Below are 15,461 nucleotides of genomic sequence, written 5' to 3'. Positions count from 1 at the left end.
GCGCGGGAGACGCGCGTCAGCGCGGCGTCACCGCACCGGGGAGCGGGTCGCGTCAGGCGCGGCGCCACTCCTCGGTGCGGTACGACTCCTCCGAGTACACGTCACTCCACTCCGGGTGGGAGGCGAGGGCATCGGCCTCGTCCTTCTCACTACCCGTCAGCTCAGCTTGCAGGCTCTTGAAGTCAGTGGTCGGCGAGCTGTACTTGAGCTCACGTGCAACCTTGGTCTGCTTCGCCTTTGCCCGGCCGCGGCCCATGGGGGACCCCCTCGCGCAATGAAGGGGCGGCCAGCTACCGGATTCCCCGGCGGGTGGCGGCCCCTTTCTTCGTGTACAAATTCTTCCTGGTGCCCAGTTTAGCGTGCGATCGGCGATGGTGCTGCCGCCCGGGTGTCAGTTGGCGCGATTGAGGGCCCTTTGCGCATCCCGCGCGACCTTCGGTGGCAGGTCATCGACACTGAGCAGGGCCCGCAGCCGATCCGGTCGTGAGGATTGGAAAACATCTCGGACGGTTGCGCCGTGCTCCGGCACGAACACCGCGGTCAGCGCATCGCCGGCGGTGACCGGGCCCGGGCTGACCACCCGGAAGTAGGTGCCGGTATCGCCCCGCTCGGTGAACCGGCGCAGCCAGTTCTCGTGGCCCGACCACAGCGCGAAGGTCCGGCACGGGGTGCGGGGAATCGTGACTTCCAGTTCGAGTGTCGTACCGATCCGCAGCCGGGTTCCCACCACCAGGTCGGTGGTGTCACCGTCGATCCGCAGGTTCTCCCCGAACCAGCCGGCCGGCAGCTCGCACCCCAGTTCCCGGGCCCAGCGCTGCGCCTCGTGCTCGGAGTAGCCGTAGACGGCCTGCTCCGCGCCGCCGTGGTGCCGGGTGTCGCAGACGTGGTCGCCCCGCGGTCCCAGCAGGTCCACCTGGACCGGGCCGGACACCGAGCGCTTGTCGATCGCGGTGCTCCGGTCCGGCTTGCGCGGGTCGAGCCGGCGCTCCGCTGCGACCAGGCACACCGCGAGTACCCGACCCACCTCGGTCACCGGCCCCGCAGTCGGTCCACGGCCGAGCGTCCGGCCTGTTCGCCGGCGTCGGCTGCGGGCGTGACCCCGGTGTCGATCGCCGCAGCCGCACCGCCCGCTTCGAGCCGGGCGTCGTCGGGTACCGACCGTTTGATCAGCGCCAGGGCGAGCGGTCCGTAATCGGCGTGCTCGACCACGCTGCCGAGCCGTCCGACGGTGCGTCCGTCCACGGTGACCGGATCTCCGGTCCCGGGGCGGGTGTCGGCGGAACCGTCGAGGTGCAACAGCACCAGCCGGCGCGGCGGGCGTCCCAGGTTCTGCACCCGCGCGACAGTCTCCTGCCCCCGGTAGCAGCCCTTGTCCAGGTGCACCGCTGTGCGGATCCAGTCCACCTCGTGCGGGATGGTCTTCTCGTCGGTGTCCACGCCCTGGCGGGCGCGTGCGGCGGCCACCCGCCGGGCCTCGTAGGCCCAGGTGCCGGCCGGACGGGCGCCGGCGGCGACCAGTGCGCCGAAGCCGGCGGCGAGCTGCGCGCGCGGAACGATCAGGTTCACCTCACCGGGCGCGGTGCGCTGCACCCCGTCGATCTGCGCGGCGGTGATCGCGTCCTCGGCGCCCGGCCCGATCACGGTCAGTACCGCCAGATCCGGACGCGGCTGCACCTGGACGTCCGACCGGAAGACCATGCGCTGCAGGTAGGTGGCCAGGTCCGGACTCAGCGGCGCCTGCTTCGGCGCGAGTGCCGCGGGCTCGGTGTCGAGGTGGACGGTGCCGTCGACGTCGATCAGGTGGAAGTGGTCGAGCACCCGCCCGCTGCCGTCGAGGTTGAGCACCTCGGTGGGGGTGCGATCGGGGAGCCGGCTCAGGTGCTGCGAGGTGATCGAGTGCAGCCAGCTCAGCCGCTCCGGGCCGGTCAGGGTGATCACCCGCCGATGCGAGCGGTCGACCACCGCGGCACCGCTCTCTGCGGCCCGCTGTTCCCCGAACGGATCACCGTAATGCCAGGTCACGCCGGCATCCGGGGACTGATCGAGGTTCATGATGCCGGACTCGAAATGTTCAGCGTCGACCACGCTTCGAGCTTACGCCCGCTGCCCGCGCGGGCTCCGGGGGCGTCGCATACTGTTGCCGCCATGACTTCCGTGGTGGTCACTCTCGACGGTGCCGTGCATCCGGCCAACACGCCTCTGCTGTACGCGGACGACCTCGGCGCGGTGCGCGGCGACGGCTGCTTCGAGACGGTCCTGGTGCGCGACGGAGCTCCGCTGAAGGGACGTGCGCACCTGGACCGCCTGGCCCGGTCCGCCGCGGCACTGGGCCTGCCCGATCTCAACGACGGTGCCTGGTGGGCCGCGATGCAGCGCGCTGCGATGCTGTTCGGCGAGAAGGCCGGCGACGGAGAGGGTGCGCTGCGGCTGGTCTACTCCCGCGGCCGGGAGTCCGATCCGGCGACGCCGACCGCCTACGTCAGCGTGGCCCCGCTCCCGGAGCGGGCGATCGCCGCGCGGCGCGACGGGATCAGCGCGATCACGCTCAGCCGGGGGTACTCGACCGCCCTCGCGGATTCCGCGCCCTGGCTGTTGCTCGGAGCCAAGACCCTCTCGTACGCGGTGAACATGGCCGCGGCCCGGTACGCGGCCGAACAGGGTGCCGACGATGTGATCTTCACCTCCAGTGAGGGGCGGGTGCTCGAGGCCCCGCGCGCCACCGTCGTGATCGCCCGTGGGCGCACGCTGGTGACGCCTCCGGACGATCAGGGCATCCTGCCCGGGACCACCGTCCGTGCGTTGTTCGACGCCGCCGAGGACAAGGGGATCGACACCGCGATCGAGCCGATTTTCCCCGCTGACCTGGTGATGAACGACGGTGTCTGGCTGGTCTCGTCGATCACGCTGTGCGCTCGGGTGCACACCCTCGACGGCCGCTCGTTGCCCGACTCCCCGATGGATCAGACGGTGCGTTCGCTGATCGACGTGGGCATCGCGAACACCCCCTGACGCGAATCCCGTCTTCACCACGGTGCGGATTCCGCGCGCTGTGCGGTGCCGATTCCTCTGGTTGACATGTGCCGTTGACCAAATGTGCTTAATGTCTTTGTTTGGGATCACGCACCGCATCTACTACTATCGGTAGTAACTACTACGGGTGATAGTAGACAGACGATCGGCGCCTGCGCCGATGACGCCCTCGGCCCAGGGAGTGGACACATGAGCGCACTCGACATCGCGCGCTGGCAGTTCGGAATGACCACGGTGATGCACTTCATCCTGGTCCCGCTGACCATCGGCCTCGCTCCGATGATCGCGATCATGCAGACGTTGTGGCTGGTCACCGGCAAGAACGCCTGGCTGCGCGCCACGCAGTTCTTCGGCAAGCTGTTCCTCATCAACTTCGCCCTGGGCGTCGCCACCGGCATCGTCCAGGAGTTCCAGTTCGGCATGGCCTGGAGCGAGTACAGCAAGTTCGTCGGCGACGTCTTCGGCGCTCCGCTCGCGTTGGAGGGCCTGATCGCCTTCTTCATGGAGTCCACGTTCCTCGGACTGTGGATCTTCGGATGGTCCAGGCTGCCGAAGATCGTTCACCTGGCGTGTCTGTGGATGGTGGTGATCGGCGTCAACGCCTCGGCGTACTTCATCATCGCCGCGAACTCGTGGATGCAGCACCCGGTGGGTGCCACCTACAACCCCGAGACCAAACGTGCTGAGCTCACCAGCATCTGGGAGGTGCTCACCAACTCGACCACGTTGGCCGCGTTCCCGCACACCGTCTTCGGGGCCTGGCTCACGGCCGGGACGTTCGTCGCGGCGATCGGGGGATGGTGGATGGTGCGCGGTATGCGCAAGGGCGATCCGGACGCGATCGAACTGGCGCAGATGTTCCGTCCCGTCACCCGGTTCGGCCTGGGTGTGATGATGGTCTCGGCGATCGGACTGGCCATCACCGGCGACTTCCAGGCCAAGCTGATGTTCCAGCAGCAGCCGATGAAGATGGCCTCTGCGGAATCGCTCTGCCACACCGAGACCGGTGCCGACTTCTCACTGCTCACCGTGGGTACGCACAACGACTGCGAATCGGTCAAGCACGTGCTCTCGATCCCCAACCTGACCTCGTTCCTGGCCACCAACGACCCGAACGCGACTCTGCAGGGTGTCACCGAGCTGCAGTCCGAGTACGTCGGGAAGTTCGGACCGGGCGACTACCGCCCGAACCTGTTCGTCTCGTACTGGTCCTTCCGGTTCATGATGGGCTGGTCCATCGGCTCCGGGCTACTCGCACTGGCCGGCCTGTGGGTCACCCGCCGCGGACGAATACCGTCGGCGACCTGGTTCAGCAGACTCTGCCTGATAGCGCTGCCCACGCCGTTCCTGGCCAACAGTTCCGGCTGGGTGTTCACCGAGATGGGACGTCAGCCCTGGGTGGTGGCACCGAACCCCGAGGGCGACCCGAACATCCGGCTCACCGTGGGGCAGGCCGTCTCCGGACACTCGACCACCATGATGGCGTTCTCCATAGTCACCTTCGCCGCCGTCTACGGCGGGCTGTACCTGCTGTGGTTCGCGCTGCTGCGGCGCTACGTCATCGAGGGGCCCTCCATCCACAAGGACGACGGTCCGCCGGACGGTGAGAATCCGCCGGACGGCGACGGCACCCCCGACGGTGACGGCACCGCCCGCAAGGCCCCGTCCGAACAGCTCTCGTTCGCGTACTAGGAGTCGACCATGGCACTGCCTGAATACTGGTACCTCGCAATCGCTTTCCTGTTCACCGGTTACTTCGTGCTGGAGGGCTTCGACTACGGCGTCGGTATGCTCATGCCGATCCTGGGCAGGCGCAGCTACCCCGACAGCGATGAGCGCCGCCGGGTGCTGCTCAACACCATCGGACCCGTCTGGGACGGCAACGAGGTGTGGCTGATCACCGCTGGCGCAGCGATGTTCGCCGCCTTCCCGGTGTGGTACGCGGAGGTCTTCTCCGGCTTCTACCTCCTCCTGCTGGCGCTGCTGGTGGGCCTGATCACCCGCGTCTGCGCGATCGAATGGCGCGGCAAGATCAACGATCCGCGCTGGCGCGCCTGGGCCGACGTGGGCATCGGCCTGGGCTCCTGGATCCCCGCCTTCGGCCTGGGCGTGCTGTTCTCGAACGTTGTCCGTGGTGTCGACATCGACGCCCAGGGGTCGATGACCAGTGACCTGTGGGACCTGCTCAATCCGTACGGACTGCTCGGCGGTATCACGCTGCTGGGAGCGTTCATGCTGCACGGTGCGATCTTCGTGGCCCTCAAGTCCGACGGTGACGTCCGGGTGGATGCTCGCAGGTTCGCCGCGCTGATCTGGCTGCCGGTCACCGTGGTCGGCGGTGTCTTCGCGGTGTGGACCCAGCTCGCCCACGGCAAGCCGTGGACCTGGGCGATGGTGGCGCTGGCCGCCGTCGGACTGGTGCTGGCCGGACTGCTGATCCGCGCCGACCGGGAGCTCGCGGCCTTCGGATCCACCTGCCTGGCCATCGTCGCGGTCGCCGCGCTGCTGTTCGGTTCGCTGTTCCCGAACGTGCTCAACGCCACCGATCCCGAGCGTGCCATCACCATCGCCGCGGCCTCGTCGTCGCATTACACGCTCGTGGTGATGTCCTGGTGCCTGGTGGTGCTCATGCCTCTGGTGCTGATCTACCAGGCGTGGACGTACTGGGTGTTCCGCCAGCGGATCTCGACCGCGCACATCCCGCCGTCGATCGGCCTGCGCCCGCGTGCCTGAGAGCCGGGCACCGGTCGACCCCCGACTGCTGCGCACCGCCGGCAGCTCGCGGGTCCTGATCGGAGCCGTGATCGGCTGCGGCGTGATCGAGACGGCCGCGGTGATCGTGCTCGCCTACGCCGTGGCCACCGCCCTCTCCGGTCTGGTGACCGGGGATGCGGTGGTGCGGCTGCCGCTACTGCTGGCGGTCGGTGCGATCGTGGTCCGAGTCGCGGTGGTCTACCTGCGTTCCCGGATCGAGCGCCGCGCCGCGGATGCGGTGGTCTCCGAACTGCGCTCGGCCGCACTGCGTGCGGTCGGCCCGGGACGGCTGCCGGTGGAGCGGGAGGAACTGCGCACCGCGCTGACCCGCGGGCTGAACGATCTACCGCCGTACCTCACCGGGTACGTACCGGCGTTGGCGCTGAGCGTGATCGCGACACCGGCCCTGGTGATCGCGATGTTCATCGCCGACCCGATCTCCGGAGCGATCGCGCTGGGCACACTGCCGCTGTTGCCGGTGTTCATGGTGCTCATCGGGCTGCTCACCCGCGATCGCACCCGCCGCAGGTTGCAAGCGATGACCCGGCTGTCGTCACGGCTGCTGGACCTGGTCGCCGGGCTGCCCACGCTGCGGGCACTGGGCCGCCAGCGCGGCCCGGAGCGCACCGTCCGCGAACTCGGTGAGCGCAACGAGACCGAGACGATGGGTGCCCTGCGCATCGCCTTCCTCTCGTCGATGGCGCTGGAACTGCTCGCCACACTGTGCGTGGCGCTGGTGGCCGTGAGTATCGGACTGCGCCTGGTGTTCGGTGAGATGACCCTGTTCGCCGGAGCTTTCGCGCTGGTTCTGGCCCCGGAGGTGTATCAGCCGCTGCGCGCGATCGGCGCCCAGTTCCACGCCGCCGAGCAGGGCATCGAGGCCACCGCCCGGGTGTTCGCGCTGCTCGACGCGCCGCAGCCGGTCACCGCCGCCGGCACCGCCCGGACCGGCCGGATCGAGGCTCGGGGGGTCCGGGTGGACGGGCGCGACGGCGCAGCACCGTCGGGCTTCGACGGTGTCTTCGCGCCCGGAGAGATCACCGCCCTCACCGGTGCGAACGGCTCCGGTAAGTCCACCCTGCTGACCGTGCTCGCCGGACTGGCGTCCCCGGACGCGGGCACCGTCACCGTCGGCGGTGCCCCGCTCACCGGCGGCCCGGATTGGTGGCGGCACGTGGCCTGGTGCCCGCAGCACCCGTACCTCGAACCGGGCTCCCTGGAACACAACTTCACCGTGCTCGGTGCCCCTGCTCCGAGCACGGTCCCGGATGTGCTGAGCGCCACCGGACTCGACGAGGTGGTCGCCGAACGCGGCTGGCAGCGACCCGTCGGCGCGGCCGGAGCCGGCCTCTCGGCCGGGCAGCGACAGCGGCTCGCGCTGGCCCGCACCCTGGCCCTGCGGCGGGAGGTGCTGCTGTTCGACGAACCCACCGCGCATCTCGACGCCGATCTCGCCGCCCGGGTGCTCGGCGCCCTGCGCGCGCGGGCCGACGAGGGCGCCGTCGTGGTGATCGTGGCGCACGACGCCGACGTGCTCGCCGCCGCCGATCAGGTACTGGAGGTCGAACGTGCGTGATCTATTGATCTGCCTGCGCGCGATGCGGACTCGGCCGCTCGCGGTCCTCGGCGCGATCGGGGCCGGTGTGCTGACGTCCGGCAGCGCCCTCGCACTCGCCGGGCTGTCGGCGTGGCTGATCACCAAGGCGTGGACGATGCCGCCGGTGCTCGCACTGTCGCTGGCGGTGACCTCCGTGCGTGCCCTGGGCATCACCCGCGGTGTGATGCGCTACGTCGAGCGACTGGCCACGCACCGGGTCGCGCTCGGGGGCCTCACCGACCTGCGGGTGGCCGTGTACACCGCGCTGTCCCGGGCCGACGCCGCCGAGTCGGTGCGACTGTCCGACGGTGAACTGCTCGCGCGCACCGGAGCCGATGTCGACGCCGTCGGGGAAGCGGTGGTGCGCACCCTGATCCCCGCCGCAGCGGCCGCGACCGTCTCCGCCGCCGCCGTGGGATGGATGTGGTTCGTCGATCCGCGGGCCGGTGCCGTTCTGATGGCCTGCCTGCTGATCGCCGGTGTCGCCGTCCCCGCCCTGGTGGCCCGGGCGACCCGCGAGCGCGCCGCCGCGGAGGCGGCGAGCGGTGAGGAGTTCGGCGCGGCCGCCTCGGCGATCCTGGACCACAACGGGGAACTGGCCGTGGCCGGACGGCTCGATGAGGTGCGCCGGCGCGCCGAGTGCGCCGAAAACCGGCGCCGCGCCGCCGTCGACGGTTCCGCACGGATCGGCGCGCTCGCCGATGCCGCCGTACCACTGGCTGTGGGGCTGGCCCTGATCGCGGCCCTCCTGCTCGGCGCCGAACGTGCCGGAGCCGTGGAGGCCACTACGCTGGGCATCCTGATCCTGCTGCCGCTCAGTGCCTTCGAAGCGGTATCCACCTTGCCCGAGGCGGCGCGGCAGTACGTCCGCTCCACCGACGCCGCCGCTCGCATCGCGCGGCTCCTGCGCCTGGAAGCCGTCCCGGAGGGCACCAGGGAGGTGCCCGCACACCCGGTGCTGACGCTGGGGGACCTCACCGTTGAGCCCGGTGAACGGCTGCTGGTACGCGGGGACTCCGGCTCGGGGAAGACCACACTGCTGCTGGCCCTGGCCGGGCTCGACCGGCGCGGTGGAACCGCCGCCCTGAACGGGACCCCCGTCGCCGAGTTCGCCGACGTCCCCTCGGTGGTCGGCTTCTTCGGCGAGGCGGCGCACGTCTTCGCCACCAGTGTGGCGGAGAACTGCCGGGTGGCCCGCGGATCCGCCACCGACGCCGAGATCGAGACGGCGCTGCGGCGGGTCGGACTCGGGCCGTGGCTCGACGAGTTGCCGTCCGGGGTGCACACCGATCTCGACCGCGGTGCGGATTCGCTGTCCGGTGGCCAGCGCCGGCGGCTGCTACTGGCTCGCGCCCTGCTCAGCGAGGTCACCGTCGTGCTGCTCGACGAGCCGACCGAACACCTGGACCGGGACGATGCCGCCCGGCTACTGGAGCAGATCCTGGACCCGGCGGGGCTGTTCGCCGGCCGAACCGTGGTGGTCGCCGGGCACGCTCGACCGACGCTGCCGGTGCGGACGATCAGCTGCTGATACCGCGGATCGCGGCGTCCACGGCCGCCTCCGCCAGGGGCCATTGCTGCTTACCGGGCAGATGGTGCAGCGGACCGCGCAGCGCCATCTCGGCGAAGCCGTGCACCATCGACCAGCACGACCAGGTGGCCGACTCGCGCCGATCGGCGTCGAGCAGCCCGGCGTGCACCATCAGGTCCAGCGAGTCCGAGAGCGCGATGTAGGGCGGGATGGTGGCCAGCTCATCCGGCGGGGGAGCCTCGTCGCCGAAGAAGCACACCGAGAACCAGCCGGGCTCGGCCAGCGCGAAACCGATGTAGCCCAGGCCGACCGCTCGCAGGCGTTCGACGGGGCCCTGGCCGGCGTGGACCGGCATGGCGTCGGCCATGCGCTGTTCGATCGCCGCGCTCACCGCCCGCAACAGCGCCAGACGATCCGGGAAGTGCCGGTAGGCGGCGTTCGGACTCACGCCGGCCCGGCGGGTCACCTCGCGCACCGTCAATGCCGACGGTCCACCGGTGCGGGTGACCTCTAAACCGGCGGTGACCAGCGCCTGCGCCAGATCGCCGTGGTGATACGCCATTACCTTGTGTCTCCTGCCACCCAAGTGTACGGTGTGAACATATCAGATGTGTACGCCGTGAACATGACGAGGAGCAGCCATGACCGCCATTCCGACCGCCATTCCACCCGTCGTCGACCGCGAGACCTGGCAACAACGGATCGACGAGCTGCGCATCCGGGAGAAGTCCGCCACCCGCGAGCTCGACGCGATCGCCGCACAGCGTCGCCGCCTGCCCGCGGTCGAGCTGCCCGAGTACCGGCTCACCGCCGAGGACGGTTCCCGGGTGAGCCTCGCCGAGGTCTTCGCCGGGCGCAGCCAACTGCTGACCTACCACCACATGTGGACCGACGGGAACCGGTGGCAGTGCGCCGGATGCACCGGATTCACCTCGCAGTTCACCCGACTCGACGCACTGGACGCCTGGGACGCCCGCTTCGTGATCGTCACCAACGGGCCGATGGACGAGGTCCTCGCCTACAAGCAGCGCGTCGGCAACACCATGACCTGGTACTCCAGCGCCGGCAGCGAGTTCGGCGCCGATATGGGCGCCGCACCCGGGGAGGGCTTCGCGCTCAACACCTTCCTGCGCGACGGGCACACCGTCTACCGGGTGTGGACCACCGCCAGCCGCGGCACCGAGCAGCTCAGCTACCTGTTCGGCATCCTCGACGCCCTGCCCTACGGACGGCAGGAGGCCTGGCAGGACGTCCCCGAGGGGTGGCCGCAGGGCCCGACCTACGCCCGCTGGGCATCGTCGGAGACCATCGCCCGGCTGTACGGCACACCGTCCTGACCCGCGCTTCCGGAGCACCGGAAAATCCGTTGCCGCCCCCGTACGCCGGGCGTAACGTCGCAGGCGTCAACGAAAGGAGGTGGTCCGAGAAATGGTGAATTTCAGGATCGAGGAGGTGGCCGCCGCCTGACGGCGGTCGCCCACCTGGAATGACGGAGCCCCCTGCGGCGAGTGAGGTTCACTCTCCCAGGGGGCTCTCGTCGGTCGACGCCGCGCCGGGCGGACGTCAGCCGGCGTAGCGGTTGAGCTTGGCCGACAGCCGGGGCACGAGATCACCGTCGGGATCGATCCGCTCCTCGACGTAGGCCAGTGCACCGCCCTGCTCGACCAGCCCGTACAACCGCTTCGCGGCACCGGCCAGGGGAGAGGACTTGGCGCGGATCACCACATCGGTCTGCAGCTCCCACGCGGTCTGCGAGACCGGCTTGCCGTAGTACAGCTCGACGATGCCGCTGGCGTGGGTGAGCACGAACTCGATCTCGTCGTCCTCGCCGATCCGCCAGAAACCGGCCTCCCGCAGATCCGGCTCGGAGAACTCGCCCTCGCCGTTCAGCTTCCACGAGCGTGACTGCCAGGACAGGAAGTTCTGACCGTCGTGACTGACGATGATCTGCTGGCCGAAGTGGTAATCGCCGGATTCGTCGTGCCCCTCACCCTCACCGCGCCACACCCCGACCAGCGGCAGCAGGCCCAGCAGGCCCGGGTGCAGATCCGGCCCCTGCCGCAGGTTCGCGGTCTCATCGGCCAGCGGCAGCCCGGGGAGGTTGGAGACATTGCGCGAGGAGGTGCTCTCGGCACGCTCGATCGCCGCGTCCAGCGCCTCCTGGCCGGAACCGGCGGCAGCGCCGCCGGACTCGGAGGATGCCGCCGACGCGGGGGTGCCCTCGTCGCTCATCGTGGCGACTTACTGGCCGTCGGTGAGGACGCGGTACATCACGAACACGGCGAACGCGAAGATCGCGACCGACGCCACCGCCATCAGGATCTCGAAGAAGATGACCATGCTCCGAGTCTAGCGTCCGCCGCGCAGTGCCCTGCAACCGCACGAGGCGCGCACCCGTCGCGGGTGCGCGCCTCGTGTGCTCGGGCCGGGTGCGACTACTTGGAGACGGTGATGTCCTGGTTGTAGACACCGTTCGTCTCCGGCGAGACCTCGACGTCGCCGTTTCCCACGGGCGAGAGGGCGCGCAGCGTCCAGGTGCCCGGTGCGGCGAAGAAGCGGAAGTCGCCGGTGCCCGAGGCCACGACCTCGGCGGTGAACTCGCCGGTGCCGTCCAGCAGGCGCACGAAGGCGCCGGCCACAGGATTACCGGAGCCGTCGAGGACCGAGCCGGTAAGCACGGTCTCCTTCTCGACGTCGACGCCGGCGGGCAGGGTCTGGCCCTGCTTGGGTGCTCCACACATAATGGGTTTCCTTCTGGGAGTAGTTCTTAGATCTCGATCGGAGCGCCGACGAGGGAGCCGTACTCGACCCAGCTGCCGTCGTAGTTCTTCACGTTGTCCTTGCCGAGGATCTCCTGCAGCACGAACCAGGTGTGCGAGCTGCGCTCGCCGATCCGGCAGTACGCGATGGTCCCCTTCGAATCGTCGAAGCCCTTCTCCGCGTACAGCGCGGTGAGATCCTCGTCGGACTTGAAGGTGCCGTCCTCGTTGGCGGTGCTCGACCACGGGATGTTGATCGCACCGGGGACGTGGCCGCGCTGCTGCGCCTGCTCCTGCGGCAGGTGCGCCGGGGCGGCGATCTTGCCGGAGAACTCGTCGGGCGAACGCACGTCGACCAGGTTCTTCTTGCCGATCGAGTCGATCACCTCGTCGCGGAAGGCGCGGATCGACAGGTCGGCCGGCTTGGCCTGGTAGTTCGCCGCCGGGCGGGTCGCGGCCTCGGTGGAGAGCGGACGGCCGTCGAGCTCCCACTTCTTGCGGCCACCGTCGAGCAGCTTGACGTCCTGGTGGCCGTACAGCTTGAAGTACCAGTAGGCGTAGGCGGCGAACCAGTTGTTGTTGCCGCCGTAGAGCACCACGGTGTCGTCGTTACCGATACCGCGCTCGGACAGCAGCGCCGAGAACTTCTCCTGGTCGAGGAAGTCGCGGCGGACCGGATCCTGCAGGTCCTTGCGCCAATCCAGGCGCACGGCGCCCTCGATGTGGTTGTCGTCGTAGATCGACGTGTCTTCGTCGACCTCGACGAAGACGACACCCTGCGTGCCGAGATTCTGCTCAGCCCAGTCTGCGGAGACCAGGACGTCGGAGCGAGCCATGAGGATCCCTTTCGTTGATTCCATGGACGTGAAATATGAAGGCGCGAACGCTACTTCGAGAGGGTGCGCGGATGCGCTGGAAGGGCGGAGGGGTGCACGGGATGCACCCGTGCCCGCCGGGGGGAACGGGACTAGCCCAGACAGCGACAACCGGCCATACGGCACAGATCGACCGCCAGTCGGCGGGTGAGCAGCAGCTCACAGCGGTTGCGCATGGAATCGAGACTACCGAACGCCGGCGGTTCCGTCACGGCAGGGGCCGGTAGAACGCACCGGGGGTGACCGTGACCCCGTCGGCCTCGCCGAGCAGCACCACATCGGCGTTCTCGCCCCGCGCCGCGGTGGGCCGGATGCCGAAGGGCAACGCCATCGCCGGCAGGTTCCGGGTGAACGCCGCGAGCACCGCCGGCTCCTCGCCGGGTAGCAGATCCGCCTCGGCGTGATCCTCGGGCCCGGAGTAGATGCCGGTGGCCCGGATGGAGACGGCGTCACCGGCCGCCGAGAAGTCCGCCGCCACCGAGATCAGCACCGTGCGCTTCGGGTCGGTGGGGGTGGGCAGCGCGACCGTGCCGGTGAGCACGATCCCGTTGGACGCCTTGACGTAGCCGTCGGCCGGGCTGCCGGCGCCGGGCCGCTTCGGAGCCGGCGTGTGCACCTGGAGGTCCACGATGCCCATGTACCGGCCCACCGTCTTCTGGTCCAGCCGCACCCGCGACTCCACGTGCCCCGCGACGATCGGGGTGTCCGGGCCGAACGAGGGCAGCACCCCGCCGATCACGGCCACCCCGCGCAGTTCCGCCTCGAGCCGGGCGATGTGCCCGCGGACCTGCGCCGGAACCGCGATCGTCAGCTTCGGATGGTCGCCACCGGAGAGCAGATAGGGGAATCCGCCGACGGTGACCTCGGGATCGGCGGTCAGTTCCGCCGCCGCCCGCAACTCCCGCGACAGCCGGTACTCGGCGGTCGCCGCGGTACCGGTCTCGGCGAGGAATCCGACCGCCAGGAGCACCGCCAGGGCCACCAGGCACCGCCGCAGCCATGCCCGCCCACGCCCTCCGGTCACACCGATTCCTCTCTTTACTGCAGCGCCGTCACACACGGCTCACTGGCCACCGCTATTCTGACATTCGTTCTTCACAGATAAGACCGCCGCTCACCGGGAGGACCGTGGATCTCATTCTGCTGACGTCCGACTCGGATCCGGATCGGGTCCTGCCGGCTCTGTCATTGCTGGCGCACGCGGTGCGACCCCTGCCCGCGGACGTGTCTTCGCTGCTCGAAGTGGGTTCTGCGGACGTCGCCCTGGTGGATGCACGCACCGATCTGGTGGCCGCACGGGGGCTGTGCCGGCTGCTCGGTACCACCGGCGGCGGGCAGATCCCGGTGGTCGCGGTGCTCACCGAGGGCGGGCTGGTGGCCGCCAGCGCCGACTGGGGACTCGACGACTTCCTGCTGCCCGCGATCGGCCCCGCCGAGATCGACGCCCGGCTGCGCCTGGTGGTCGCCCGCCACTCCGGCGGCGGTGAGGACGAGGTGGCCGACAAGATCACCCTCGGTGAGTTGCTCATCGACGAGGGCACCTACACCGCGCGGCTGCGCGGCAAACCGCTCGACCTCACCTACAAGGAGTTCGAACTGCTGAAGTTCCTGGCGCAGAACGTGGGAAGGGTCTTCACCCGCGCGCAGCTGCTCCAGGAGGTCTGGGGATACGACTTCTTCGGTGGCACCCGCACCGTCGACGTGCACGTGCGGCGCCTGCGGGCCAAACTCGGCGCCGAGCACGAGTCGATGATCGGCACCGTCCGCAACGTCGGCTACAAGGCGGTGCGCCCGGTGCGCGGCAAGACCGAGCGGCCCGCGCTCGACGACACCGTCGACCTGGAGCCGGACGAGGACCTCGAGGAGGCCTGATGGCCGAGGTGCTGCACGGCCCCGTCGGTGACCGAGCGGCGGTCGCGGCGATCACCGGGATCGCCGAGCAGGCACGGGCCGTGGACGCGATCGCGCCGCTGTCCGAACAGTTCCTGCTGGGCCTGCGCGGTCCCGGCCCGCACCTGATGGCCTCGGGAGGTTACGCCGGCATCGTGGTCCCGCCCGCCGGGGGGCCGGGCTCGGCCGAGGTGGTGGTCGCACCCGGGCACCGCGGTCGAGGTCTCGGCCGCGAACTGGTGGCGCAGGCGCTGACCCTGCTCGGTGACGGCGGAACCGTCTGGGCGCACGGCGACCTCCCCGCCGCCCGCGCCGTGGCCGCGCACCTGGACCTCGCCCCGGTCCGGACCCTGCTCAACCTCAGCCGAGGTCTCGACCCGGAGGCGGGGGCGCCGGCCGGCGTACCGGATCCGCCGCGCCTACCCGAAGGGGTGCGCCTGCGCGGATACGCCGGACCGGAGGACGACGCCGCGATCCTGGCGGTCAACAACGCCGCCTTCGCCACCCATCCGGAACAGGGCGGATGGACACAGCAGCAGATCGACGAGCGCACCGGTGCCGACTGGTTCGACCCGGACGGCCTGATCCTCGCCGTCGACGCCGACGATGCGCTGCTGGGCCTGCACTGGACCAAGGTCCCCGTTTCGGCCACCCAGCCCGCCACCCAGCCCGCCACCCAGCCGGGTGCTCAGGGCGCGGTCCCGGCGGGGGAGTCGGCGGGGGAGTCGGAGGGCGAGGTGTACATCGTGGCGGTGGCCCCGCAGGGCCAGGGCCGCGGGCTGGGCAGGGTGCTCACCGCCGCCGGGCTGCGTCACCTCGCGGGCCGGGGGGTGACCCGGGTGCAGTTGTACGTCGAGGGCGACAACCTCCCCGCCCTGCGCACCTACGCCCGCGCGGGCTTTACGGAACGCGAAAGACATGTCGCGTACGGACAACGGACGGCCACTCGACCGGTGGAGTTTCCCTAGCGTTAACCGAGGACCCCCAATCCGGACACCCGGCGACTTTAGGTTGCTCGATGACAC

The 15,461-nt window shown here is 70.0% G+C and carries 16 protein-coding genes; 8 read left to right on the top strand and 8 right to left on the bottom strand.

What is annotated here, in order from left to right; genetic code table 11:
- Positions 1 to 52: 52 nt before the first annotated feature.
- The 3 genes from ACYVHG_RS06265 to ygfZ form a co-directional block, all read right to left on the bottom strand.
- Entirely contained in the window at positions 53 to 256 is a 204-nt protein-coding gene (locus ACYVHG_RS06265) for a DUF3073 domain-containing protein (RefSeq protein WP_461166540.1), read from the bottom strand.
- A 135-nt stretch (positions 257 to 391) separates the two neighbouring features.
- Positions 392 to 1,024, bottom strand: a complete 633-nt coding sequence (locus ACYVHG_RS06260) for an MOSC domain-containing protein (protein ID WP_461166937.1) — start codon at positions 1,022 to 1,024, stop codon at positions 392 to 394.
- 5 nt (positions 1,025 to 1,029) lie between these two features.
- Positions 1,030 to 2,052, bottom strand: a complete 1,023-nt coding sequence (gene ygfZ, locus ACYVHG_RS06255; RefSeq protein ID WP_461166936.1) for a CAF17-like 4Fe-4S cluster assembly/insertion protein YgfZ — start codon at positions 2,050 to 2,052, stop codon at positions 1,030 to 1,032.
- A 93-nt stretch (positions 2,053 to 2,145) separates the two neighbouring features.
- Here ygfZ and ACYVHG_RS06250 point away from each other — a divergent pair, with 93 nt between their 5' ends.
- The 5 genes from ACYVHG_RS06250 (at position 2,146) to cydC (ending at position 8,912) form a co-directional block, all read left to right on the top strand.
- A complete protein-coding gene (locus tag ACYVHG_RS06250; RefSeq protein ID WP_461166539.1) occupies positions 2,146 to 3,009 on the top strand; it encodes an aminodeoxychorismate lyase in 864 nt (287 codons plus the stop codon).
- A 210-nt stretch (positions 3,010 to 3,219) separates the two neighbouring features.
- Entirely contained in the window at positions 3,220 to 4,722 is a 1,503-nt protein-coding gene (locus ACYVHG_RS06245) for a cytochrome ubiquinol oxidase subunit I (RefSeq protein WP_461166538.1), read from the top strand.
- A 9-nt stretch (positions 4,723 to 4,731) separates the two neighbouring features.
- Positions 4,732 to 5,763, top strand: coding sequence for a cytochrome d ubiquinol oxidase subunit II (cydB, locus tag ACYVHG_RS06240; protein ID WP_461166537.1), 1,032 nt, complete (start codon positions 4,732 to 4,734; stop codon positions 5,761 to 5,763).
- Positions 5,756 to 7,360, top strand: a complete 1,605-nt coding sequence (gene cydD, locus ACYVHG_RS06235; protein ID WP_461166536.1) for a thiol reductant ABC exporter subunit CydD — start codon at positions 5,756 to 5,758, stop codon at positions 7,358 to 7,360. The genes cydB and cydD overlap by 8 nt, the downstream gene beginning before the upstream one ends.
- Positions 7,353 to 8,912 (top strand): thiol reductant ABC exporter subunit CydC, encoded by a 1,560-nt coding sequence (gene cydC / locus ACYVHG_RS06230; protein WP_461166535.1) that lies wholly within the window; start codon positions 7,353 to 7,355, stop codon positions 8,910 to 8,912. Before cydD ends, cydC begins: the two co-directional genes overlap by 8 nt.
- Here cydC and ACYVHG_RS06225 read toward each other — a convergent pair.
- Positions 8,902 to 9,474 (bottom strand): TetR/AcrR family transcriptional regulator, encoded by a 573-nt coding sequence (locus tag ACYVHG_RS06225; protein ID WP_461166534.1) that lies wholly within the window; start codon positions 9,472 to 9,474, stop codon positions 8,902 to 8,904. The two genes, cydC and ACYVHG_RS06225, sit on opposite strands and share 11 nt — an antisense overlap.
- Before the next feature lie 79 nt (positions 9,475 to 9,553).
- Here ACYVHG_RS06225 and ACYVHG_RS06220 point away from each other — a divergent pair, with 79 nt between their 5' ends.
- Positions 9,554 to 10,249, top strand: coding sequence for a DUF899 family protein (locus ACYVHG_RS06220; RefSeq protein WP_461166533.1), 696 nt, complete (start codon positions 9,554 to 9,556; stop codon positions 10,247 to 10,249).
- Between the two features lie 226 nt (positions 10,250 to 10,475).
- Here the strand turns inward: ACYVHG_RS06220 and ACYVHG_RS06215 are convergent, their stop codons facing one another.
- The 4 genes from ACYVHG_RS06215 to ACYVHG_RS06200 all read right to left on the bottom strand — a co-directional run bounded on the left by ACYVHG_RS06215 (position 10,476) and on the right by ACYVHG_RS06200 (position 13,570).
- Positions 10,476 to 11,144 carry a heme-binding beta-barrel domain-containing protein gene (locus ACYVHG_RS06215; RefSeq protein ID WP_461166532.1) on the bottom strand — a complete coding sequence of 223 codons (669 nt, stop codon included), beginning with the start codon at positions 11,142 to 11,144 and terminating at the stop codon, positions 10,476 to 10,478.
- A gap of 203 nt (positions 11,145 to 11,347) precedes the next feature.
- Positions 11,348 to 11,653 (bottom strand): DUF1416 domain-containing protein, encoded by a 306-nt coding sequence (locus ACYVHG_RS06210; RefSeq protein ID WP_461166531.1) that lies wholly within the window; start codon positions 11,651 to 11,653, stop codon positions 11,348 to 11,350.
- Positions 11,654 to 11,679: 26 nt separating this feature from the next.
- On the bottom strand, positions 11,680 to 12,507 hold the full coding sequence (locus tag ACYVHG_RS06205; protein WP_461166530.1) for a sulfurtransferase: 828 nt from the start codon (positions 12,505 to 12,507) through the stop codon (positions 11,680 to 11,682).
- A 247-nt stretch (positions 12,508 to 12,754) separates the two neighbouring features.
- Entirely contained in the window at positions 12,755 to 13,570 is an 816-nt protein-coding gene (locus ACYVHG_RS06200; protein ID WP_461166529.1) for an LmeA family phospholipid-binding protein, read from the bottom strand.
- 104 nt (positions 13,571 to 13,674) lie between these two features.
- Here ACYVHG_RS06200 and ACYVHG_RS06195 point away from each other — a divergent pair, with 104 nt between their 5' ends.
- Positions 13,675 to 14,418 (top strand): winged helix-turn-helix transcriptional regulator, encoded by a 744-nt coding sequence (locus ACYVHG_RS06195; protein WP_461166528.1) that lies wholly within the window; start codon positions 13,675 to 13,677, stop codon positions 14,416 to 14,418.
- Positions 14,418 to 15,404 (top strand): mycothiol synthase, encoded by a 987-nt coding sequence (mshD, locus tag ACYVHG_RS06190; RefSeq protein WP_461166527.1) that lies wholly within the window; start codon positions 14,418 to 14,420, stop codon positions 15,402 to 15,404. Before ACYVHG_RS06195 ends, mshD begins: the two co-directional genes overlap by 1 nt.
- Positions 15,405 to 15,461 lie beyond the last annotated feature (57 nt).

The organism is Tsukamurella serpentis (genome assembly GCF_054780975.1).
This window is presented reverse-complemented; position numbering and strand designations above follow the sequence as displayed.